Raw genomic sequence first — 22,424 nt, 5'->3', positions numbered from 1 at the left:
GGGGGGAGGCCCGTTCCGGCACCGCAGGTGCCGGAACGGGCCTTACCGCATGGGGTGCGCCAACTCTAGGATCGCTGACGGTTGTTGACACGTGAGCGAAGGATGTGGCCAGTGGCGCTGGAGATACGCCGGGCGGATCAGTCGGACCGGGACGCGGTGGCGCGGCTGCTCGACGAGGCCTTCCGTACCGACCCGGTGAGCTGCTGGGTCTTCCCCGACCCCGAGCACCGGGCCGCCGTCCATGCGAGGTTCCTGGGCGTCTTCGTGGACGTCGCGCTGGCCGAGGGCCGGATCGACTACGCACGGGACGGTTCGGCGGCCGCCCTGTGGCTGCGTATCCCCGCAGGTGAGCCGGAGGGCGAGGACGAGGTCCCGGCCAGGATGCGGGCGGTGGCCGACCCGGACAACGAGCGGTGCGAGCTGGTCGGCCGGCTGACCGGCGCCGTGCATCCGACCTCGGAGGAGCACGAGTACCTGCTGATGATCGCGGTGGCCCCGGGTCGGCAGGGCGAGGGGCTGGGCACCGAGCTGATGCGGCCGGTGCTGGAGCGCTGCGACCGCGAGGGGGTGCCGGCGTACCTGGAGGCGAGCAGCGAGCGCAGCAGGAAACTGTACGAACGCCTCGGCTGGGAGTTCACGGGGGAGGCGGTGCGGCTGCCGGACGGGCCGCTGATGTGGCCGATGTGGCGCAAGCCGAGGGGCTGAGCGCCGCCGGGAACGGATGCCCCGGGCACCCGCCGCGCGGCGCCGTGACCGGCCGGCGAACCGGGGCGAACGCGACGAAAGCCTGAAAACCGGCCTACCGTGAAGGTATGGCCGGTGGACAGGAGCACGCGCACAAGAGGGTGGCCCCGCAGGCCGGGCACGAACAGCAGACGTGCCCGGCGTGCGGGCTCCGCGTCGACACGGTGGTCGGGCGGCGCAAGTCCCTCGGGGTCTTCATCCCGGTGTGGCGCCGGGGTCCCTGCCGGAACCCCGACTGTACGGAACATGCGGAGGCAGAGCGCGAAGGGCGGTGATCCGGCGGACCGGGGCGCGCTACTTCGTGCCGAGGCCGGAGGCGAAGCCGTTGGCCCAGAGCTGGTTGACGCGTGCCCGCTCGGTGGAGTTCGGGGTGGCGTTCGTGCACGAGGTGCCCGGGCCGCCGCCCGACATCAGCTCGCTGCACGGCCCCGAGTAGTGGTCCGGCAGGCCCAGCACGTGGCCGGTCTCGTGCGAGGTCACCCGGGTGGAGTTGTACTGCTGGTTCTGCCGGTAGTCGAGGAAGATGTAGCCCCGGCCGTGCCCGTCGGTGCTCGCGTACGAGCCGCGGGGGTCGTTCCCCTCGCGGTAGGAGAAGTTGCCGCCGGAGGACACCTCCTGCAGCTTCACGTTGGTCACCGAGCTGTTCCAGATGCGGGTGGAGGTGGCTATCTGGGTACGGAAGCTGGGCGCGTTGCGGGTGTTGTACGTGACGGTGACGGCGAGGGCGCCCGGGTTCGCGGCACGCTGCTCGGCGACCGAGCGCTGCACCGCCTCGAAGAAGGCGCGGTTCGCGGCCTCGTTCTGCGGCGAACGCTCGTAGGCGGCGTAACTGGCGGCATTGCCGACGGGGGCGGGCGCGGCGGCGGCGGTGGGGACGGCGCCGAGCGCGGCGGCGAGACCGATGCCGACGGCGGTCGCCAGCACGGCCTTACGGGAGTGGCGCATGTGGGGGAGCTCCTACTCGTCCGGTGCGGTGGGGGGTGGGTCTTTCGGTACCGGAGTCTGCGGGAGCGGAACTGGCCTGCGGATGATGTCACTGGCCGATAGCGCCGACCTATCGGGAAGATTTCGACAGTCCAACTGGCGTGAGAATGGCGGGATTCGGGGGGCTATCGGCGGCTGGTGCGGTTCCCGGGCCCGGCCTACCCTCGGGGCATGGAGCTTGAGGTCAGGCACCTGCGCGCGCTGTGCGCCATCGCCGACGCCGGCAGCCTGCACAAGGCCGCCCGGCAACTCGGCGTGAGCCAGCCCTCGTTGACGACCCAGTTGCGCCGCATCGAACGGGCCCTGGACGGCGAGCTGTTCCTGCGCGAGCGGACCGGCTGCCGGCCCACGCCCTTCGGCCGCACCGTACTGGGCCGGGCCCGTCCGCTGCTCGCCGAGATGGCCGCGCTGGTGGCAGAAGCCCGGGCGCAGGCACACGGCCCGCGGCTGCGCATCGGCTCGACGGCCAGCCGGGCCCTGCCGGGTTGGCTGCGCCGGCTCCATCGGCGGCTGCCGGAGACCGAGACCTCCCTCCTGGTGGACGTGTCCGCGAACGCACTGCTCAGGATGGTGGCCGCGGGGCAGCTGGACGTGGCCTTCGTGCACGAGGTGGAGGGCAGCCCGCTGCGGGTGCCCGAGGGGCTCCAGACGCACGTACTGATGGACCGCGAGCCGCAGTTCGTCTCGATGCCGCGGGACCACCCCGCGGCGGAACAGGAGGTCGTCTCCTTACGGGACCTCGCCGACGACCGCTGGGCCGTGGACCCGTCGGTCGACGGCGAATGGGACGGCCTGCGCCGGATCTTCGCAGGGGCCGGGCTCGACCCGCCGGTCCTGCACACCGACTACCACACGGCGACCTCGCTGATCATCTCCGGCGAGGCGGTCGCCCCGTGCCAGCCCACGTCCGGGCCGCGCGAGGACATGGCGATCCGGCCGCTGTGCGGGGACCCCCTCGCCGTGCGGCTGCTGCTGGCGACGCGCCCCGGCGCGCACGCCGAGGTCTACGAGGACCTCCGCGCGGCCTACCGCGAGGCCGCCCTGCGCACACCCCCGTACCGGGCCTGGCTGCGCCACCACGCGAGCCCCCTGCTGGAGGCGGCCTGAGGGGCGTCCTGTCGCTCACGCAAGGTCGACCGGCCGGGCCCCCGGGGGACGTGTTCCGGCCGGTTGCGGGCCCGGTCGTAGGCCGTCGTAGGCCAAGGAGAGGACGCCCTGGGCGAGGAGGAGGGTGCCCGCCGCGGCCCACGCGGGGCTGTGCCGCCGGGCCGCCCACACCAGCAGCGGAGCCGCGGCCGCGACCTGTGCCGCACCGAGCAGCCGGGCCCTCGGGCCGCGCACCCACGGGCCCAGCGGGCCCGCCTCCAGCGCGTCGAGCTCCGCCCGCACCGCATCGCGCCGGCCCGACCACTCCACCGTCTCGACGCCCGGGGCCACCCGGCCCGCGCCCCGCAGCCGGTCGGCCGGTTCGCCCGGTGCCAGGCCGGGAGGCAGGGCCAGGCCGGCCCGCGTGAGCAGCGCGACCAGCCCCCGCAGCCGGGTGACGCCGTCCACGTCCGGCCCGGGGCCGGGCCGGGTGAGCCGCTCCAGCTCCTCCAGGTCGAGTACGGGGTCGAGGCCGAGTCGCGCCGCCAGCGTCCGCATCGCGTCGGGGTCGCCCGACGCCTGCCCGGCCGCGTCCCACTCCTGGGCGACGGTCCGCCGGAAGCCGCCGGACAGGGTGAGGCCGGCCCGGCCGTCCTGCCACCACAGGCCCAGCACCGGCCGGTCGGTGCCCATGGCGAGCGCCGCAGCCCAGCCGGAGAACACCTCGGCCGCGGCCTTCCCGCCGTCCCGCCACGGCTTGTCCTCGGGCACGAGCACGGTCCAGGCACCCGCCGGGGCGAGCAGCAGACGTACGCGCAGCCGGTGCGCGGGGGTACGGGCGGCGGGGAGGTCGGTGCGCCAGAGCAGCATCCCGCCGGTCGGGCTCCTGGGAATTGACATGCTCACACGCTAGAGCAAATCACCCCCAAATGGCGGATTCCGGAGCACTGCTTGACTTCGCAAGGCCGCGATATATCGTGTTGTTCGGAAGACGCGATATGTTGCGTGCGTCGAGGCCGGTCCGTGAACGCACGAGGAGGATCAGCACCATGACAGAGCAGTCGTCCCAGCCGTCCCAGCCGTCGCGGTCGACGTGGCACTTCGCCGGACCGCAGAAACTCACCTTCGAAGAGCCGGTGACCGAGCTCCGCGTGCGCGTCGTCAGCGGCACGGTCAACGTGGTCGCCGCCGAAGAGGGCCCGGCCCGCCTGGAGGTGACCGAGGTCGACGGACCGCCGCTGTACGTCGTGCAGGAGGACGGCACCCTCACCGTCGCCTACGAGGACCTGCCCTGGAACGGTTCCCAGGGCCTCAAGCAGTGGTTCGAGGACAAGCCCTGGAAGGCCTGGTCGTCCGGCTCGGCCCCCGGCCGCAAGGTGTGGGAGCGCCGCGCCGTGGTCACCCTCACCGTGCCCGCCGCCACCCGCGTCCACGTCGCCACCGTCGACGCCACCGCCTTCGTCTCCGGCATCCGTGCGACCACCGACGTCAAGGGGGTCTCCGGCGACGCCACGCTGGTCGGCCTGTCCGGTCGGGTCAAGGCGCACACCGTCTCCGGCAGCGTGGAGGCCCAGTCCGTCACCGGCGACCTCGGCTTCCACTCCGTGTCCGGCGGCCTCACGGTCGTCGACGGGGCGGATGTGAGCGTGCGCGCCGACTCCGTCAGCGGCGACATGCTGATCGACCTGGACCCCCGCCCGGCCGCCGAACGACCCGTGGACATCGCGCTGAACTCCGTGTCCGGCGAGGTCGCGATCCGCCTGCCGCACCCCGCGGACGCCCGTGTCGAGGCCAACACCGCCACCGGCGGCGTCTCCAACGCCTTCGAGGACCTGCGGGTCTCCGGTCGGCTCGGCGCCAAGCGGATCACCGGCACGCTCGGCTCCGGCGCCGGCACCCTGCGGGCCACCACGGTCTCCGGCGGCATCGCGCTGCTGCGCCGCCCGCAGGCCGATGCCGATGCGGATGCCGATGCCGGGGCCGCGTCCGGCTCCGCCGCCGCCCCCGCCGATCCGCTCGACAAGAAGGTGCTCTGACATGCCGCCCGTCTTCGCCCACGGCCGCCTCCGCCTCTACCTTCTCAAGCTGCTGGACGAGGCGCCGCGCCACGGGTACGAGGTGATCCGCCTGCTGGAGGAGCGGTTCCAGGGCCTCTACGCCCCCTCCGCGGGCACGGTGTACCCGCGCCTGTCGAAGCTGGAGGCGGAGGGCCTGGTGACGCACGCCACCGAGGGCGGGCGCAAGGTGTACTCCATCACCGGGGCGGGCCGTGCCGAACTGGCCGATCGCAGCGGCGAACTGGCCGACCTGGAGCTGGAGATCCGCGACTCGGTGACCGAACTGGCCGCCGAGATCCGCAGCGACGTCCGGGGTGCGGCGGGGGACCTGCGGCGCGAGGTGCGGGCCGCGGCCTCCGCGACGGCGACCCGGGTGGGTGAGGACGAGTCCTGGCAGGCGGCCAAGGAGGAGCTGCGCAAGGCCAGGCAGGAGTGGAGGGAGCAGGCCCGCCGGGCGAAGGACGAGAGCCGCCGGGCCCGCGAGGAGGCGCAGACGGCCCGCCGCCAGGCCCGGGAGGCCCAGGAGCGGGCCCGCGAGGAGGTCCAGCGCATCGCGGGCCAGCTGCAGGAGCAGTTCGCCAGGTCCGGCGGGGTCCTGGGCAGTCTGGCCGGTGCCTGGCTCGGGGGCGGTACGCAGGGCTCGGGCGCGGCGGGCGGGGAGACCGACTCGGCGCAGGCCGCTGCGAAGGCCGCCCCGGGCTGGGCCGCGGACCTCGTGCCGACCGGTGACCCGGCCCGCGACCTGGACCGGCTGCTGGACCGCTTCCGTGACGAGGTGCGGGACGCTGCGCGGGATCGCGGGGTCACCGCCGCCCAGGTGGCCGAGGCCCGCGACCACCTCGCGGCTGCCGCCGCCCGGCTGGTCCGCGCCCTCGGCACCAGGCCGTAACCCGCCGCCACCGGGGCCCGGGCCCGCACCTCGAACGCCGGTGGAGCTGGGGGGGGCGGGGCTCGGGCGCCGGCGGGCCCAACGGGTGGCGGTCAGGCCGCTAGGCGGGTTTCGGCTGTGGAGTAGGTGATGCCGTGGTCCGTCAGGACTTCGGCAGGGGTGCCGGGGCGGGAGAGCAGGGCCAGGAGCAGGTGCACGGTGCCGATGTGGTGGTCCTTGCGGCCCAGGGCGATGCGGAGGGACTGTTCCAGGACCTTCTTCGAGCCCTCGGCGAAGGGGACATGCCGGCCGGTGCCCCGGAGCGGGGCGAGCAGCCTGCGGCGGCGCGGCGCAGGGGCCGCGAGGGCTCCCTCGCCGTGCGCCTCCTCGACGCGCGAGACGATCTCGGTGAGGTCGATGCCGAGGCCGGCCAGCGCCTCCTCGTCCGCCCGGGACATGCCGCCCCGGCGGCGGGCCGCCGCGAGGTCGGCGGTCACCGCCGCGCGGTCCACGCCGAGGGGGTCCAGGGCGCCGAGCGCCAGCAGGGACAGCAGCAGGTGCTCCTCGGTGACCCTGGGCGCCCCGGCCTGCCGGGCCTCGGCCACCGCCCCGGTCACGGTCGACCGGGCCTCGCGGGTGAAGCGTTCGAACATCACAGCCTCCCGTACTTCTTGTGCACGGCCTGCCGGCTCACGCCCAGCTCCGCCGCGATCTCCTGCCAGGACCACCCCTGCGCGCGGGCGCTGCGTACCTGGACGGCCTCCAGCTGCTCCAGCAGCCTGCGGAGGGCGGCCACGGCGCGCAGGCCCACGCGCGGGTCCCGGTCACCGGCCCGTTGGGCAAGATCGGTCGCTTCGCTCATGCATGTCAATGTAGGTTGACGCGGGAGGTTTCGTCAACCCTGGTTGACGTCGGGCCGGGTGGCTCGGGTCAGGGCTTGAGGACGATCTTTCCGAAGAGGTCGCCCGACGCGAGCTTCTCGAATCCCTCCCTCGCCCGGTCCAGCGGCAGCACCTCGTCGATGACCGGCCGCAGCCCCGTCGTGGCGCAGAAGGCGAGGAGGTCCTCCAGCTCGTCCTTCGAGCCCATGGTCGAGCCGACCACCTTCAGCTCCAGGAAGAAGATCCGGGTCAGTTCGGCGTGCGCCGGACGGTCGCCGCTGGTGGCCCCGGAGATCACCAGGGTGCCGCCGGGCCGCAGGGACTTCACCGAGTGCGACCAGGTGGCCGCGCCGACGGTCTCGATCACCGCGTCCACCCGCTGCGGCAGCCGCGCCCCCGGCTCGAACGCCTCCACCGCGCCGAGTTCCACGGCCCGCTTGCGCTTGGCCTCGTCCCGGCTGGTGGCGAAGACCCGCAGGCCGGCCGCCTTGCCGAGGGCGATCGCGGCGGTCGCGACCCCGCCGCCGGCGCCCTGGACCAGGACGGAGTCGCCCGGGCGGACCCCGGCGTTGGTGAAGAGCATCCGGTAGGCCGTCAGCCAGGCCGTCGGGAGGCAGGCGGCCTCCTCGAAGGACAGCTCGGCGGGCTTGCGCAGGACGTTCCAGGCGGGGACGGTCACCTGCTCGGCGAAGGTCCCCTGGTAGCGCTCGGTCAGGATCGAGCGGGGCTCGTCCGGCCCCACCCCGTGGCCGCTCTGGCCGATCACGGAGTGCAGGACGACCTCGTTGCCGTCCTGGTCGATCCCGGCCGCGTCGCAGCCCAGGATCATGGGGAGGCTCTCCTCGCCCAGGCCCACCCCGCGCAGGGACCACAGGTCGTGGTGGTTGAGGGAGGCGGCCTTGACGTTCACGGTCACCCAGCCGGGGCGGGCCTGCGGGGCCGGGCGGTCGCCCAGCACAAGGCCGTTCAGCGGCTGGTCACGGTCGATTCGGGCGGCATAGGCAGCGAACATGCCGCGACGCTACCGCTCGGTAGGGCCCGGTTCCAGACCTGCCGTGAGCCTGCCGGTGAGGCCTTCGTCGCACCGGGGCCGGTCCGGCACACGACGAGAGGCCCGGCCGGAGTGGATCCGGTCGGGCCTCTTCGCGTTCTGCTCGGGTCCCGGGTCAGGCCAGGCGGGCCACACCGTCCGCCTTCGCGGCGGCGGCGACGGCCGCGGCGACGGCCTCCGCGACGCGCTCGTCGAACGGCGACGGGATCACGTAGTCGGCGGCGAGCTCGTCACCCACGACACCGGCGATGGCGTCGGCGGCGGCGATCTTCATGCCCTCGGTGATCCGGCTCGCGCGCACCTTGAAGGCACCCGCGAAGATACCCGGGAAGGCCAGCACGTTGTTGATCTGGTTCGGGAAGTCCGACCGGCCCGTGGCCACGACCGCCGCGTACTTGTGGGCGACGTCCGGGTGCACCTCCGGGTTCGGGTTGGCCATGGCGAAGACGAACGCGTCCTTCGCCATCGTGGCCACCGCCTCCTCGGCGACCGAGCCGCCGGAGACGCCGATGAAGACGTCCGCGCCGGCCAGGGCCTGCTCCAGGGAGCCGGTCCGGCCCGTCTTGTTGGTCAGGCCCGCGATCTCCGCCTTGACGTCCGTCAGGTCGGAGCGGTCCGCGGACACGACGCCCTTGCGGTCGGTGACGCAGACGTCGCCGATGCCCGCGTCCACCAGGATCTTGGCGATGGCGATGCCCGCCGCGCCCGCGCCCGCGATCACGGCCCGCAGGTCGCCGAGGGTGCGACCGGTGAGCCTGGCGGCGTTGCGCAGCGCGGCCAGCGTCACGATGGCCGTGCCGTGCTGGTCGTCGTGGAAGATCGGGATGTCCAGCGCCTCCTGCAGGCGCCGCTCGATCTCGAAGCAGCGGGGCGCGGAGATGTCCTCCAGGTTCACCCCGCCGAAGGACGGCGCCAGACGGATGACCGTCTCGACGATCTCGTCCGTGTCCTTGGTGGCGAGCGCGATCGGGACCGCGTCCACGCCACCGAACTGCTTGAAGAGGATGGCCTTGCCCTCCATCACGGGGAGCGAGGCCTCCGGGCCGATGTCACCGAGGCCGAGCACGGCCGTACCGTCGGTGACGACGGCGACCACGTTGGACTTCCAGGTGTACTCGTTCACCAGCTCCGGCTGCTCGGCGATGGCGGTGCACACCTTCGCCACGCCCGGGGTGTACGCCAGGGACAGGTCGTCCTTGTCGTTCACCGGAACCGTGGCCTGGATGGCCATCTTGCCGCCCCGGTGCAGCGCGAACACCGCGTCGGGGTTGTTGTCCGTCGCACTGTCGCTGCGAGGGTTGACGATCTCCGCTGCCACTTCGTGTGACCCCTTAATTCCTTTGTTCGTTGAGGGTGGCCACTCCTGGTTAAGGGGTGGGCGGGCACCGCGTCCGTACTCCGCATCGACGGTTGGCCCGTCTCCGCGAAGGGGAGGTTCGTACGCGCGGGCGCGCCGCACGCGCGCCCTGAGCCCCGGATGAGGGGTGTAAGGATCTGTTCTACCCGAAGAACGCCCGCTCAGACGAGTCGATTCCGGCTCAACCGTAGGGCAGCCGCCCGTCTTTTGGCGAAAAGTCCAAACCTTGCCGTCCGGTGGGCGAGACACTCCGTAGAAACTGCGCCCAAAAGGCCTGGTCACGGCAGTATCTGCGGCGTGGAAGCCCCTTCCCCGCAGTCCTGTTGGCCTACCCCCGGCGCCCGTTATGCGATTTTGACCTGACGGGCAGCCTGAATGTCTCAGTCCGAATGGCAAGATGCCGTAATCACACAAGGTCGCGACACTCGATGGTGCGTGTCCGACCGTTTTTCGATGCTTTTCCACCCCTGCCGGAGGAACGAAGCCATGACCGCAAGCACCACCCGTCGTACGACCGCCGCCCGGTCCCGGATCGCCGCGGTCGGCGCGATCGCGGTCGCCGGCGCCCTGATCCTCACCGGCTGTGGCGACCAGACCGACAAGGCGACGTCGACCCCGTCGGGTGCGGCGAACAACAGCAGCGCGCCGCTCTTCTCCAAGCTCCCGAAGAAGATCCAGGACGCCGGTGTGATCAAGGTCGGCACCGACGCGACCTACGCGCCGATGGAGTTCACCGAGGGTGGCAAGATCGTCGGCGTCGACCCCGACATCGCGGCGGCCCTGAGCAAGCAGCTCGGCGTGCAGTTCAAGTTCGAGTCGGGCACCTTCGACACGCTGATCGGCAGCATGCAGACCGGCCGCAGCGACCTGGTGATGTCCTCCCTCACCGACACCAAGGCCCGCCAGGAGGGCCTGGACGACAAGGGCGCCAAGACCGGTGCCGGTGTCGACTTCGTCGACTACTTCTCCGCCTCGACCGGCATCCTGGTCAAGAAGGGCAACCCGGAGGGCATCAAGACCCTCGACGACCTCTGCGGCAAGACGGTCGCCGTCCAGCGCGGCACCACGTACGAGGAGTCGGCCAAGACCCAGGCCGAGAAGTGCAAGACGGACGGCAAGGGCGAGCTGAAGGTCGAGTCCTTCCCGACCGACGCCGAGGCCCAGACCCGCGTGAAGGCCGGTGGCGCCGCCGCCGACCTGAACGACTCCCCGGTCGCCGCGTACATCGCGCAGACCGCCGGCGGCGGCAACGACTTCGAGGCCATCGCCAACCCGACCGACGCCGGCCTCTTCGGCATCGCGGTGGACAAGAAGAACACCGAGCTGCGTGACGCGCTGAAGGAAGCCCTCGACGCGATCATCAAGGACGGCACCTACAAGGCCGCCCTGGACAAGTGGAACGCCGGCTCCGGCGCCGTGACCGAGGCCAAGATCAACGCCGGTTCCTGACCTCCGCGTACCACCGCAGCACACTGAAGGGCAGTCACTGTGACTGACAAGCTCGACAAGGGCCCGGGTCCGGCGGACACCCCGCCGGCCGGGTCCGTCCCCCCCGAGGCGATCCGTGCCATTCCGGTGCGCCACTACGGCCGCTGGATCAGTGCCGTGGTCGTCATCGGCCTGGTCGCCGCGCTCATCGTCGCCTTCTCCCAGGGCAACGTGCGCTGGGCGACCGTTCCGGAGAAGCTGTTCGACCCCAGCATCCTGCGCGGTGTCGTCAACACGATCTGGATCAGCGTCACCGCCATGGCCCTCGGCCTGGCCCTCGGCGTCCTCTTCGCCGTGATGAGGCTCTCGAAGAACCCGGTGACCAGCACCATCGCCTGGTTCTACATCTGGCTCTTCCGCGGCACCCCGGTGTACGTACAGCTCCTCATCTGGTTCAACCTCGCCCTGATCTTCCCGATCCTGAACCTCGGGTTCTACAAGGACGAGATGACCCAGGTCATGACGCCGTTCCTGGCAGCGCTGCTGGGTCTCGGCCTCAACGAGGGCGCGTACATGGCGGAGATCGTCCGCGCCGGCATCCAGTCGGTCGACGAGGGCCAGACGGAGGCCTCGCACGCGCTGGGCATGACCCGGACGCAGACCATGCGCCGTGTCGTCCTGCCCCAGGCCATGCGCGTGATCGTGCCGCCGACGGGCAACGAGTTCATCAACATGCTCAAGACGTCGTCGCTCGTCGTCGCCGTGCAGTACTTCGACCTGCTGCGCGCGGCCCAGGACATCGCCTCCACCTCCTTCGCGGTCATGGAGATGTTCTTCGTCGCCTCGATCTGGTACCTCGCGCTGACCAGCGTGTTCAGCGTCGGCCAGTACTACCTGGAGCGCCGTTACGCCCGGGGTGCGCTGCGCACCCTGCCGCCCACGCCGCTGCAGAAGATCAAGGCGAAGCTGTCCAGCTTCTCGAACAGCAAGGCGGTGGCCTGATGACGGCCATGGTGAAGGCCGAGGGCGTCCACAAGTCCTACGGTGCGGCGCACATCCTCAAGGGCATCGACCTGGAGGTCGCCCCGCGTGAGGTCTTCTGCCTGGTCGGCCCGTCCGGCTCCGGCAAGTCGACGTTCCTGCGGTGCATCAACCACCTGGAGCAGATCAACGCCGGACGGCTGTACGTCGACGGGGACCTCGTCGGCTACCGCCAGAAGGGCGACAAGCTCTACGAGCTGAAGGACAGCGAGGTCGCGGCGCAGCGCCGGGACATCGGCATGGTCTTCCAGCGCTTCAACCTCTTCCCGCACATGACGGCCATAGAGAACGTCATGGAAGCGCCCGTCATGGTGAAGGGCGAGTCCAAGGCGGTGGCGCGCGAGCGCGCGATCCGCCTGCTGGACCGGGTGGGCCTCGGCGAGAAGGGCGGGAACTACCCCTCCCAGCTCTCCGGCGGCCAGCAGCAGCGCGTGGCGATCGCCCGCGCGCTGGCGATGGAGCCGAAGCTGATGCTCTTCGACGAGCCCACCTCGGCCCTCGACCCGGAGCTGGTCGGTGACGTCCTGGACGTCATGCGCGACCTCGCCGAGTCGGGCATGACCATGATCGTGGTCACCCACGAGATGGGCTTCGCCCGCGAGGTCGGCGACAACCTCGTCTTCATGGACGGCGGCGTCGTCGTGGAGTCGGGCCACCCGCGCGACGTGCTGGGCAACCCCCAGCACGACCGGACGAAGGCATTCCTCTCCAAGGTGCTGTAGTCGGCGGCGCCGGGCGCCGCAATGGGACACGTCCGAGGGGCGGTACGGGAATCCGTACCGCCCCTCGGTCTTGCCGTGCTGTCCGGCTCCCCTACTTCAGGCCCAGGACCAGGGCGTCCGACGGCGAGCGCCAGACCGTACGGGCCTCCGCGAAGCCCGCGGCGCGCAGGGTCTCCGCGTGCCAGTCCGCGGACGGCGTGTCGCCGTCGGCGTGCTCCCCGTAGATCTCGAAGCGGCGCGCGGTGGGCTCGGCCAGCGCCGGGTCGGCGGCGGCCAGCGCCCACCAGTCGCGCCAGTCCAGCGCCCCGGCCGCCTTCGCCCGGTCCATGCCGGCGTGCCGGTGGGCGCGCTCGGCGGCGTTGATGCGCGGGGTGGCCGGGTCGGGCATGTGGTCGGCGTTCATGAACACCCCGCCGGGGGCCAGCAGGGGAGCGAGCTGCCCGTACAGCACGGCCAGCTCCTCGCTGTGCAGCCAGTGCAGGGCGGTGGCGGTCAGGACCGCGTCGTAGCCGGCGTGGGGGAGCGCCGAGCGCCAGTCGGGGTCCTTGAGGTCGGCGGTGACGAACGCGACCCGCCCGTCACCGGCGAAGTGGCCGCGGGCGATGGTCAGCAGCGCGGGGTCGAGGTCGACGCCCGTACTGGTGGCTCCGGGGAACCGCTTGAGGACGCGGTCCGTAATACTTCCCGTACCGCATGCGAGATCGAGCACCCGGGGGGTGGGTCCCACCAGTGCCTCGACCATGTCCAGCATCACCCGGAACCGTTCCTCGCGGTCGGGCATGTACCACTCCTGCTGGCGGTCCCAGCTGTCCTGCCAGGCCTGCCAGTCGGTACCGGTCCGCCCGGCGCCGGTCGTGCCGGTCGTGTCCGCCGTGTCCGTCGCATCCGCCATCCCGAACCCCTCCCTACGTAATACCCTCGAAGACGTCTCAGCCGTTACGCGAGACATTAATCCGCAGCCGTAAGGACTACAAGTGGAACTGGCCCATTACTCGGACTTCGCCGTGCGCCTGGTCAACACCGAGGAGCCGGCCCGCAACAAGGACGCGCTCACCTCGGTGGACGCCGTCCGCGCCCTGTTCGGCGGCAGCCAGCAGATGGCCCGCCGCGTCACGGACACCGACGTCACGCGCTTCCGCAACGTCCGCGGCCGGCTGCGGGCCGTCTTCGAGGCCGCCGACGGCGGCGACCACGTCCTCGCCGTCGACCTGCTGAACTCGCTCCTCATGGAGTTCCCCGTCAGCCCCCAGGTCTCCGGCCACGAGACCCTCGACGAGACCGGACGACCCGACTGGCACATCCACCTCGCCGACCACCCCTCGAACGCCTCCGCCGGCTACGCCGCCATCGCGTCCTTCGGACTCGCCTTCCACCTCACCGCGCACGGTCCCGACCGCCTCGGCCTCTGCCAGGCCGCACCCTGCCGCAACGCCTACCTCGACACCTCCACCAACCGCTCCCGGCGCTACTGCTCCGACCGCTGCGCCACCCGCGCCAACGTGGCCGCCTACCGGGCCCGCAAGCGCCTGGAGGCCGAGGCGTCGGCCCGCAGCACGCGCAGCGACGAGAGCGCCCAGGACACCCGCGCCCTCAGCGAGCGCTGACCCTCCCCGCGCGGCCGGAACCGCAGGACCGCCGTCGCCAGCACCAGCTCGCCGGGCACCGGCCCGTAGACGGTGCTGTCGCCGGTCTCGTTGTACGGGTTGTCACCCAGCACCCACCACGCACCCCCGGGACGACGCTCCACGGCGCGCTTGACCACGAGCAGGTCCTGCTGGAACGGGTGGCGCAGCACCACGATGTCGCCCGGCCGGACCCCGGCGCCGTACCGAACCACGAGCCGGTCCCCGTCCAGCAGCGTCGGCACCATCGACGGCCCCGCCACCTCCACCACCTCGAACCGCCTGCGCGGGCGCCCGTTCTCCACCATGGGTGTCCTCCTCGTCACTCCCGCATGCTGCCGCACGGTCCCGTACGTTCGCTCACCGGTCCGGCCGTGGCCCTGGACTTTTGTCCCAAGCCCATGGGGGCGCCCGCGAAATCCGCTTCCCCAGCGAGTAATCTCCCCCTTGAGAAGACGATCACGAGGAGGACAAACTCCATGCTTTCCCGCCTCTTCGCCCCCAAGGCGAAGGTCTCCGCCCACTGCGACCTGCCGTGCGGCGTGTACGACCCTGCCCAGGCCCGCATCGAGGCCGAGTCCGTCAAGGCCGTGCAGGAGAAGTACCAGGCCAACGACGACGCCGACTTCCGCGCGCGTGCCATCACCATCAAGGAGCAGCGCGCCGAGCTCGCCAAGCACCACGTCTCGGTGCTCTGGAGCGACTACTTCAAGCCGCCGCACTTCGAGAAGTACCCGCAGCTGCACACCCTGGTCAACGACACCCTGAAGGCCCTCTCGGCCGCCAAGGCGTCCAACGACCCGGCGACCGGCCAGAAGGCGCTCGACCTCATCGCCGAGATCGACCGCATCTTCTGGGAGACCAAGGCCGCCTGAGCCTTTCCTCCACGCGCAGAGGGGCCCGTCCGCAGCCGCGGACGGGCCCCTCTGCGCACGGACCGGGCCCCACGGTGCGGCCGGCCCCGGCAGTCCCGGCCCGTCAGCACCCCACCCCGGTCCGGCCGATTCGGCCAAACACCGGGCCGGGACGGACCGAGGGGCCGGCGTCCCGGCCGGCCGCTCGGACTACTCGTCCTCGTCGTCCTCGTCGTCCAGCCGGGCCAGCCAGGTGGCCAGGCGTTCCACCGGGACCTCGAAGTCCGGGTTGAGGTCGACGAACGTGCGCAGCTGCTCGGCGAGCCACTCGAAGGTGACCTCCTCCTCGCCGCGCCGCTTCTCCAACTCCTCGATGCCGCGATCGGTGAAGTACAAGTCGGGCTCCGTGCCGTGATGTGGATGTGCAGGGAATGTTTCCCGCCAGGATAATCCGCGGCGTCCGCGAGACCTCCCGGCGCCGGCTCCGCCGGCGCTAGCCTGGACGTCTCACCAGCGGGCGGGGGGCGCGGATGACCGACGGGCGCACGACCGGGACGGCGCGCGCCTTCGAGCTCCTCGAACCCCTCGTCCAGGCGGCGACGGTACGCGTCCACGCCCCGCCGGGCGGGTATGACACCCCCGGCAGCCATCGGACCGGTCCCACCTGGGGGAGCGGTTTCTTCATCGCCCCCGGCTGGGTCCTGACGTGTGCGCACGTGGTCGGCGAAGGGGGAGCCGCCGTGCGTCTGACGGGCCGCGAGGTCGGCATCACCTTCCACTCCGGCAGACCCCGCCACGGCGGCCACGGCGCGCCCGGCGCCGTCACCGGGACGGTCACCGGGCGCGTGGAATGCGTACTGCCCGAGCGCCTGGAGGAACGCCGGCCCGGCCGGCACGCCCTGTGGGACCTGCCCGATCTCGCGCTGATCAGGGTCCTCGCCCCGGTCTCGCACGCCTGCGTCTGGCTCACCGACCGCTCCCGGCCGCGCTTCGACGAGGTCGCCTACTTCGGCTGCACCGAGGACCTCGGCACCCCCGAGATCACCGGCCGCACCACCCGGCTGCGCGGCACCGCCGGGAACGGCGCCGCCATCCGCCTCGCCGACGACGACGAGATCGACCCCGGCATGTCCGGAGGGCCCGTCGTGGACCTCGCCCGCGGCGAGGTCGTCGGCGTCGTCAAGGCCCGCCGGCAGACGGGCGGCGGCGGACTGGCCGTCTCCGTCGTCCAGCTGCGCACCCTCCCCACGGCCGCCCGGGGCCAGGTCGGGCTCTACCGGCGGATCATGCAGGCCCACGACCTCCACCACTACGACCAGCACCTCAGCGACCTCGACAACCGCCGGACCTGGACCGACGTGCACGGCGAACTCCCGCCGCAGGAGCGGGACCCGTACGGGAGCCGCGGCCGGCTCACCCCCGGCGAACGCACCACCCTGTACGGACTCCTCGCCGAACTGCCCCCGCCCAGCTCCTCCGAAGCCGTACGGACCCTGGTCGAGGCGGCCCGCGGCGAGGAGCCGGACCCGCAGCCGCCGGCCCCCCTGAGCTGGCGCGACGGGCTCGGGCTGCTGTACGACCCGCCGGCCGGGACGGGGGAGGCCGCGGCCATGCTCCGCTACGCGACCGACGTCAGCGTGGCCGAATACCGTGAGCCCCCGGCCCCCGGCGCCGACGAGGAGCTGTGGGACTGGGTACGGGCCACGGCCGAGCGGCTGTGGCGGCCCCTGCGGCGGGAACTCGGCGAACGCCACGAGCGGGGCCTCGCCGAGCGGGAGCGCCGCCGCCGCGCCTCGGCCGGGCGGGCGGCGGCAGGTCCGCACCGCCGCACGGGCGGACTGCCGCCCGGATCCTCGGTCCTCCTGGAGGTGTGGGCGCACGGCTGGGAGCACCTCTACGACTGGCGGGTCTCCGTACTGGCCGGCCCGGCCCATCCCGGACGGCTGACCCCCGTGGACTCGGGCGTCCGGGCCACCGTGGCCGGCCTGCCCGAACGGTTACGGGCCCCGCTCGCCGAAGCCTTCCGCAGGTGCGACACCCACGTCGCGGCGGCCCTGCTCGAAGTGGCCGTGGCACCCGAGCTGTTCGGCCTTCCGGTCGAGGACTGGGTGGTCGCCGGCGGCGTACCACTGGGCGTGCAGCGGCCCGTGGTGCTGCGCCACGCCGGAGGCCGCGCGACCGCCCACGGCCCCGGCTGCCCCCACCCGGGCGACCCCGGAACCCACCCGGGCGACCTGGGAACCCATCCGGGCGACCCCGGCCCCCACCCGAGCCGCCCCGGCGCCCGCGCGGGAGCCGCGGACGCCCACCCGGCCGACCGCGAGGCCGCCCGCGCCGCCGACCGGTGGGCCCGGGTCCAGGCGGGACCGCTCCAGGACGAACGGGCCGACTGCGCGGGGGGCCGCCCGCGCGCCCCCTCCGCCGCCTGGCTGTCGGCTCTGCCGGACAACACCGTCCCCGTCCACTGCCGGGCGGCGGACCAGGAGCCCACGCTGGGATCGCTGCACGCGGTACGGGACGCCGGCTACGGGGTCGCCGTCACCCGCAGGCCGCCTCCGGACCCCCGCGCCTCGTGCGCGCCGTTCCACCGCGGGCTGCGGGAGGAACTGGCCGACGCGGGCCGGGCGGAGGTCCTGCCGGTACGGCTGCAGACCCTGCGGGGCAGGGCCTACGGTGCGGACCCCGACGCCTACTGGTCGGCCGGGACCGGGCTGGTGTGGGAGGACCCGGCGCGGCCGCTGCCCGACGTCGAGCCGCTCCACGGCGACCTGTGACGGCACCTGCGACCGCGACCACCGCGCCCCGCCCGGCGGATCCGAGGGAGGGAAACACCACCATGAACGACGAGTGGCTCATCTACCGCGGGGCCGGCGAGCCCCACGACGGCATCGACGCCCTGCCCGACCCGCCGCCCTGGCGGAACTTCGACGGGGGGCCCGTCGGGACACCGGACCGCCCCGCCGTCGGCGCCGAGGGCAACATCGCCCGACGGCTCGGAGCACACCGGCAGGCCGCCGAACTGCACCGGCCCGAACCGGAGGAACTGGAGGCCATCAACGCGGCCCTGTACCTGCGGCGGCCGCTGCTGGTGACGGGCTTCCCCGGAACCGGGAAGTCCACCCTCGCGCACTCCGTCGCCCACGAGCTGAAGCTGGGCCGCGTCCTGCGCTGGCCGGTGGTGTCCAGGACCGTCCTCCAGGACGGGCTCTACCGCTACGACGCCCTCGCCCGGCTCCAGGACGTGCAACTCGCCGCCGGCGGCGCAGCCGCGGCCGGCCGACCGGACGGCGCCGCCGTCCCCGGCATCGGCAAGTACATCCGGCTCGGCCCCCTCGGCACCGCCCTGCTGCCCACCGCACGCCCCCGCGTGCTCCTCGTCGACGAACTCGACAAGAGCGACATCGACCTCCCCAACGACCTCCTGAACGTCCTGGAGGAAGGGGAGTTCGCCCTGCCCGAGCTGGAACGGGTCGCCGACACCGAACCCGAGGTCGAGGTGCTCACCGACGACGGCACGAAGGTGACCGTGCGCGGCGGCCGCGTCCGCTGCCGCGCCTTCCCCTTCATCATCCTCACCAGCAACGGGGAACGGGACTTCCCCGCCGCCCTGCTGCGGCGCTGCATCCAGCTGCGGCTCGGCCAGCCCGGCGAGAAACGGCTCGCCACCCTGGTCCGCGCCCACCTCGGCGAGGAGGCCGCCCGCCGCGGCGGCGAACTGATCCGCGAGTTCCTGGGCCGCTCCCAGTCCGAGCTGGTCGCCGCCGACCAGCTCCTCAACGCCGTCTACCTCACCCACTACGCCTCCCCGGCGACCCGGGAGGACCTCGCCGACCTGCTCATCCAGCGCCTCGACCGCCCCAGGTGACCGACCGTGCCCGAACCCGCCGCACCCGAACCCGGACCCGCCGTACCGGAACCCGGACCCGGACCCTCCGCGCCCCCGTGCTCCACCGCGCAGCACCCGCCGCCCGCCGCACCCGGTGTCCGCGAACTGGCCGTGCTGCTACGGGCCGCCGGCCTCGACCCGTCCGCCGAGGAGCTCGCCGACGCCCTGTGGCTCGCCGGGCACATGCACGGACCCGGACCGGCCCTGCCCGGCGCCCGCCCGCCGGACCGCGAGGCGGACCCCGACGGTCCCGCCGCGGAACCGGCGGAACCCGTACGCGCGGACACCGACACCGATGACCCGCTCCACCTCCACGCCCCCGGGGCCCACCCGGCCGTCGACACCGGCGGCGGGACGCAGGAGGAGTCGCCCGAGGAGCACGGAGTACCCGTGCGCGTGCCCGGCGCCGCCGCCCTGCCCCGCATCCTCGACGTCCAGCGGGCCCTGCGCGCCCTCCAGCGGCACCGCCCCCCGGCCCCGCCCACCCGGCTGGTCGTCGACGAGGGAGCCACCGCCGACGCCAGCGCCCGCGCCCTCGGCCTGTTCATCCCCGTCCTCAGACCGGAGAGCCGCCGCGAGGCGACCGTACGGCTCGTGATGGACGCCTCCCCCTCCATGGCCGTCTGGCAGGACATGTTCGAGGAACTGCGGTCCGTGTGCGAGCGCCTCGGGGCCTTCCGGGACGTGCAGGTGCACCATCTGCACCGCCGCCCGGACGGCACGGCCGCCCTCGGGCGCGGCCCCGTACCGGGCGCCGGACTGCGCTCCGGGGACCAGCTGCGCGACCCGACCGGCCGCGCCCTGACCATGATGGTCTCCGACTGCGCCGGCCCGCTGTGGCGCGAGGGCGCCGCCCAGCGGCTGCTGCACCGCTGGGCCCAGTGCACCCCGTGCGTGGTCGTCCAGCCGCTGCCGCAGCGGCTGTGGGGGCGCAGCTGGCTCCCCACCGAACGCGGCACCCTCGCCCGGCTGGAGGGCGCCGGCCAGAAGCTGTGGTTCCGCCCGGACCGTCCGGCACTGCCCGGGCGGCCCGCGGGCGGACTCGCCGTGCCGGTGCTGCCGCCCAGCCCGACCGCCCTCGGGGCGTGGGCCCGGCTCGTCGCCGGCCTCGGCACCGGGCCGGTCGCCGCCGAGGTGGGCCGCGTACGGGCCGACCACCCCGCCGCGCCCGTCCCCCCGCCTCCCACCGTCCGCCTGCCCCGCGAACTCGTCGCGCGGTTCCGCTCCTCGGCCGCGCCCCGCGCCGTGCAGCTCGCCGTCTACCTGTCGGCGGCCCCCCTCACGCTGCCCGTGATGCGGCTCGTGCAGCGCACCATGCTCCCCGACTCCGAGCCTTCGGACCTGGCGGAGGTCCTGCTCAGCGGACTGCTCCGACGCACCGGGCCGGGGCCGGGGCACTGGTACGAGTTCGTCCCCGGGGTACAGGACGTCCTGCTGGGGCCGCTGGGCCGGGACGAGGCCGCGCTGGTGCTCAAGCACTGCTCCGAGTACGTACGGACGCACTTCGGGGCCGGCGTACGCAACTTCCCCGCGCTCGCCGTCGCACAACTCACCGGTGTACCGCCGGCACCGGCCGTCACGGGCGGCGACGACGACGAGGAACACGCGCCGGAGGGGAGGCTCACCCAGGCCTTCGCACAGGTTTCGGCCAAAGTCGTACGACGCTACCTGCCCGGGATGCCGCCGGAGGGGCCACCCGTACGCGGACCGTCGACGGTCCCCCCGCTCGCACGGGCCGGCGCGGTGCGCACGGCCCGCGACCGGCTCGCGGACGCAGACGCCGACGGTGACGCGGGCGCACGGGCCCTGCACGAGGCCGTCGCGGTCCTGCGCCGGGCGGTCACCGCCCCGCCCGGCCCCGCGGACCCGCCGGAGGAGGCCGAGACGGAACTGGCGGGGGCACTGCTGCGGCTGTGGACGGCCGAACGGGACCCGGAACTCCTCGCCGAGGCGGAGCGGGCCCTGACCGGACTGCGGACGGCCGCGGCGTGGGCGGTCCGCGGACGGGTGCTGTACGAACGGGCGCTGGCCACCGGCCCGGACCCCGACCTCCTCGCAGCGGCCGACCGCGAGTTCGCGGCGGCGGCCGCGGCCGCCACGGCCGAACCGGAACTGCGCCGGGACTGCGCGGTGCGGCGGGCCGAGACCCTGATCCGGCTGAGCGGGCTGCGCGAGGACCCGGGCGCCCTGCGCGAGGCCCGTGCCGCCCTCGAAATCCTGGCGGGCCCGGTTCCGGGCGGCCCCCCTCCCGGCGGGCCCCCGGAACCGGGCACCGCCCAGGACACGGCCCCGGACGCGGCTGCCACCGAGTCGTACCCCGAGCTGCACCTGGCGCTCGGCCGCGTCCTGCTGGCCCTGCTGCCCCGCACCCCCGACCCGGCCGAACGCACCGCCCTGGCCGAACAGGCGGCGGCCCGCCTCGCGGCGGCCCTCGCCGCCGCCCCGCCGGCCCCCGCACAGGTGCGCGTAGAACTGGCCGACGCCCTGCGGCACCTCCCCGCGCGGCTGGAGGACGCCGCCGAGCAGCTGGCCGCCGCCCTGCACGAGACCGGCGGGGACACCGAGCTGCGGGTGGCCGCCCTGCTGTGCCTGGCCCGGGTGCACCGCGAGCGGTACGCGCGGGACGCCGACCCGGCGGCGCTCGAAGACGCGGCCGAGGCGTACGGCCGCGCCCGACGGCTCCTGCCCCGCGACGGGGAGGCCTTCCGGGAACTCCTGCCCGAGTGGGGCGAGGTACTCCTCGACCGGGCCCGGAGCGCCGGCGGACGCCGGTTCACCGGGGCGGCCGTACGCGTCCTGCGCGAGAGCCGGGCCGCCGTCCCGCAGTCCGACCCGGGCGCCGCGCACCGGCTGACGAGGCTGGCGACCGGGCTGCGGCTGCGGCACGCGTACGAGAACGACGCGGTCGACCTCCGGGAGGCGGAGTACCTGCTGGAACTGGCCGTCCGCAACAGCCGCGGCCCGCTGGAGCGGGCCCGCGCCTGGCGCGACCACGGCGACGTGCAGCAGGAGATCCACGGCCACACGCGGGCCGCGGACCGCCTGGACCGGGCGGCCGAGTCCTACCGGCTGGCGTGGCGGGCCGCGCTGGAGGCCGACCGGGAGGGCCGCGACGACCACGAGGGCCGCGAGGAGCACGACGGTCGGGGCGCAGGCCGCGAGGACACCGCCCTCCGCCTCGCGGCCCGCGTGCAGGAGTCCCGCGGGGCCGTGCTGGAACGGCTCGCCCGGCCCAGGGCCGCCCTGGAGGAGTACCGCGCGGCCCTGCAGCTGTGGAAGCGGATCGGCAGCGACCCCGACGGGCGCTCCGAGGGGCTCCGCGCGCGGGTACGGGCCCTGGAGGCGGGGCGGTGACGGCCGTTTCCGCCGCCCGGGCGGCGGGAAAGGGCAGGGGACCGTCCGGAATGCGACGCGACAGGGGGAGCGGCGCCACATGGTGACGAAACGTCAGGACCCGGCCCCGGGCCCGGCCCATGCCCCGGGCTGCACCGGCCGCCTGCCGGACCTGTCCGGCCTCGACCTGGCCGCCCTGCGCGGCATCGACCACCCCGTACTGGCCGAGGTGATCGAAGGCCTGGTCGAACGGGTCACCCACCCGGCGTGGGTCGGGCTGCGCGTGTGCGGTGGTGGTGATGCCGGTCGGTGGTTGCTGGGGCGCTGCCCCAGGCCCCGCGCCTCAAGCGCCGGCGGGGCTGGATTTTGCTGCTCGGTGTCGGTGCTGTGTGGGGTGGTGCCCCGCCGGAGTGTCTCCTCGGCTCGGCGCGTTCGAGCGATCGCGGCTGTACTCGGAGGTCGCGCGCTCGTCCTGCGGGGACACTCCGCCGTGTCCCCACCCCACCGCCC

Annotated in this window: 22 protein-coding genes; 13 read left to right on the top strand and 9 right to left on the bottom strand. The window is 73.7% G+C overall.

Going from position 1 to position 22,424, the window contains the following annotated elements:
- Positions 1–102: 102 nt before the first annotated feature.
- Entirely contained in the window at positions 103–705 is a 603-nt protein-coding gene (locus IF89_RS0123345) for a GNAT family N-acetyltransferase (protein ID WP_420706957.1), read from the top strand.
- A 333-nt stretch (positions 706–1,038) separates the two neighbouring features.
- On the opposite strand, the gene snpA is transcribed toward IF89_RS0123345, so the two are convergent.
- Positions 1,039–1,689 (bottom strand): snapalysin, encoded by a 651-nt coding sequence (gene snpA, locus IF89_RS0123335; RefSeq protein WP_030771387.1) that lies wholly within the window; start codon positions 1,687–1,689, stop codon positions 1,039–1,041.
- Positions 1,690–1,899: 210 nt separating this feature from the next.
- On the opposite strand from snpA, the gene IF89_RS0123330 reads away from it, so the two are divergent.
- Positions 1,900–2,835 carry a LysR family transcriptional regulator gene (locus tag IF89_RS0123330; RefSeq protein WP_030771384.1) on the top strand — a complete coding sequence of 312 codons (936 nt, stop codon included), beginning with the start codon at positions 1,900–1,902 and terminating at the stop codon, positions 2,833–2,835.
- A 15-nt stretch (positions 2,836–2,850) separates the two neighbouring features.
- Here IF89_RS0123330 and IF89_RS0123325 read toward each other — a convergent pair whose 3' ends face one another.
- Positions 2,851–3,714, bottom strand: coding sequence for a hypothetical protein (locus IF89_RS0123325; RefSeq protein ID WP_051807489.1), 864 nt, complete (start codon positions 3,712–3,714; stop codon positions 2,851–2,853).
- Between the two features lie 149 nt (positions 3,715–3,863).
- On the opposite strand from IF89_RS0123325, the gene IF89_RS0123320 reads away from it, so the two are divergent.
- Positions 3,864–4,850, top strand: coding sequence for a DUF4097 family beta strand repeat-containing protein (locus IF89_RS0123320; protein WP_051807481.1), 987 nt, complete (start codon positions 3,864–3,866; stop codon positions 4,848–4,850).
- A 1-nt stretch (position 4,851) separates the two neighbouring features.
- Positions 4,852–5,760: a helix-turn-helix transcriptional regulator gene (locus IF89_RS0123315; RefSeq protein WP_030771375.1), complete on the top strand. Its 909-nt coding sequence runs from the start codon at positions 4,852–4,854 to the stop codon at positions 5,758–5,760.
- A gap of 92 nt (positions 5,761–5,852) precedes the next feature.
- Here IF89_RS0123315 and IF89_RS0123310 read toward each other — a convergent pair whose 3' ends face one another.
- The 4 genes from IF89_RS0123310 to IF89_RS0123295 form a co-directional block, all read right to left on the bottom strand.
- Positions 5,853–6,392 carry a Clp protease N-terminal domain-containing protein gene (locus tag IF89_RS0123310; protein ID WP_030771372.1) on the bottom strand — a complete coding sequence of 180 codons (540 nt, stop codon included), beginning with the start codon at positions 6,390–6,392 and terminating at the stop codon, positions 5,853–5,855.
- Positions 6,392–6,601 (bottom strand): helix-turn-helix domain-containing protein, encoded by a 210-nt coding sequence (locus tag IF89_RS0123305; protein ID WP_030771370.1) that lies wholly within the window; start codon positions 6,599–6,601, stop codon positions 6,392–6,394. The genes IF89_RS0123310 and IF89_RS0123305 overlap by 1 nt, the downstream gene beginning before the upstream one ends.
- A 68-nt stretch (positions 6,602–6,669) precedes the next feature.
- On the bottom strand, positions 6,670–7,632 hold the full coding sequence (locus IF89_RS0123300) for a zinc-binding dehydrogenase (RefSeq protein ID WP_030771369.1): 963 nt from the start codon (positions 7,630–7,632) through the stop codon (positions 6,670–6,672).
- Between the two features lie 154 nt (positions 7,633–7,786).
- Positions 7,787–8,989, bottom strand: a complete 1,203-nt coding sequence (locus IF89_RS0123295; protein WP_030771366.1) for an NAD(P)-dependent malic enzyme — start codon at positions 8,987–8,989, stop codon at positions 7,787–7,789.
- A 525-nt stretch (positions 8,990–9,514) separates the two neighbouring features.
- On the opposite strand from IF89_RS0123295, the gene IF89_RS0123290 reads away from it, so the two are divergent.
- Genes IF89_RS0123290 through IF89_RS0123280 form a run of 3 tightly spaced genes read left to right on the top strand, consistent with a single transcriptional unit; the run spans position 9,515 to position 12,219 of the window.
- Positions 9,515–10,477, top strand: a complete 963-nt coding sequence (locus IF89_RS0123290; RefSeq protein WP_030771364.1) for an ABC transporter substrate-binding protein — start codon at positions 9,515–9,517, stop codon at positions 10,475–10,477.
- Between the two features lie 39 nt (positions 10,478–10,516).
- Entirely contained in the window at positions 10,517–11,458 is a 942-nt protein-coding gene (locus tag IF89_RS0123285) for an amino acid ABC transporter permease (RefSeq protein ID WP_030771361.1), read from the top strand.
- Positions 11,458–12,219: an amino acid ABC transporter ATP-binding protein gene (locus IF89_RS0123280; protein WP_030036769.1), complete on the top strand. Its 762-nt coding sequence runs from the start codon at positions 11,458–11,460 to the stop codon at positions 12,217–12,219. Before IF89_RS0123285 ends, IF89_RS0123280 begins: the two co-directional genes overlap by 1 nt.
- Positions 12,220–12,310: 91 nt before the next feature.
- Here IF89_RS0123280 and IF89_RS0123275 read toward each other — a convergent pair whose 3' ends face one another.
- Positions 12,311–13,111, bottom strand: a complete 801-nt coding sequence (locus IF89_RS0123275) for a class I SAM-dependent methyltransferase (RefSeq protein ID WP_030771355.1) — start codon at positions 13,109–13,111, stop codon at positions 12,311–12,313.
- 82 nt (positions 13,112–13,193) lie between these two features.
- Between IF89_RS0123275 and IF89_RS0123270 the strand changes: the two genes are divergently transcribed.
- On the top strand, positions 13,194–13,823 hold the full coding sequence (locus tag IF89_RS0123270) for a CGNR zinc finger domain-containing protein (RefSeq protein WP_030771350.1): 630 nt from the start codon (positions 13,194–13,196) through the stop codon (positions 13,821–13,823).
- Here IF89_RS0123270 and IF89_RS0123265 read toward each other — a convergent pair.
- Positions 13,727–14,149: a S26 family signal peptidase gene (locus IF89_RS0123265; RefSeq protein WP_030771349.1), complete on the bottom strand. Its 423-nt coding sequence runs from the start codon at positions 14,147–14,149 to the stop codon at positions 13,727–13,729. The two genes, IF89_RS0123270 and IF89_RS0123265, sit on opposite strands and share 97 nt — an antisense overlap.
- Positions 14,150–14,320: 171 nt before the next feature.
- On the opposite strand from IF89_RS0123265, the gene sodN reads away from it, so the two are divergent.
- Positions 14,321–14,716, top strand: coding sequence for a superoxide dismutase, Ni (gene sodN, locus IF89_RS0123260; protein WP_030036761.1), 396 nt, complete (start codon positions 14,321–14,323; stop codon positions 14,714–14,716).
- Positions 14,717–14,905: 189 nt separating this feature from the next.
- Here sodN and IF89_RS0123255 read toward each other — a convergent pair whose 3' ends face one another.
- A complete protein-coding gene (locus IF89_RS0123255; protein ID WP_010061466.1) occupies positions 14,906–15,091 on the bottom strand; it encodes a DUF6104 family protein in 186 nt (61 codons plus the stop codon).
- 134 nt (positions 15,092–15,225) lie between these two features.
- Here IF89_RS0123255 and IF89_RS0123250 point away from each other — a divergent pair, with 134 nt between their 5' ends.
- The 4 genes from IF89_RS0123250 to fxsA all read left to right on the top strand — a co-directional run.
- Entirely contained in the window at positions 15,226–17,469 is a 2,244-nt protein-coding gene (locus tag IF89_RS0123250; protein ID WP_030771345.1) for a trypsin-like peptidase domain-containing protein, read from the top strand.
- 62 nt (positions 17,470–17,531) lie between these two features.
- On the top strand, positions 17,532–18,560 hold the full coding sequence (locus tag IF89_RS0123245; RefSeq protein WP_030771342.1) for an AAA family ATPase: 1,029 nt from the start codon (positions 17,532–17,534) through the stop codon (positions 18,558–18,560).
- Between the two features lie 6 nt (positions 18,561–18,566).
- Entirely contained in the window at positions 18,567–21,935 is a 3,369-nt protein-coding gene (locus IF89_RS0123240) for an SAV_2336 N-terminal domain-related protein (RefSeq protein WP_051807479.1), read from the top strand.
- A 79-nt stretch (positions 21,936–22,014) separates the two neighbouring features.
- On the top strand, positions 22,015–22,424 hold a 410-nt coding region (fxsA, locus tag IF89_RS44700; RefSeq protein WP_107047342.1), incomplete at its 3' end, for an FxSxx-COOH cyclophane-containing RiPP peptide.

Origin of the sequence: Streptomyces sp. NRRL F-2664 (genome assembly GCF_000719345.1) — a bacterium.
GTDB lineage: Bacteria > Actinomycetota > Actinomycetes > Streptomycetales > Streptomycetaceae > Streptomyces.
Note: the sequence above shows the minus strand (reverse complement) of the source record. Positions and strands in the feature narration are given on the sequence as shown.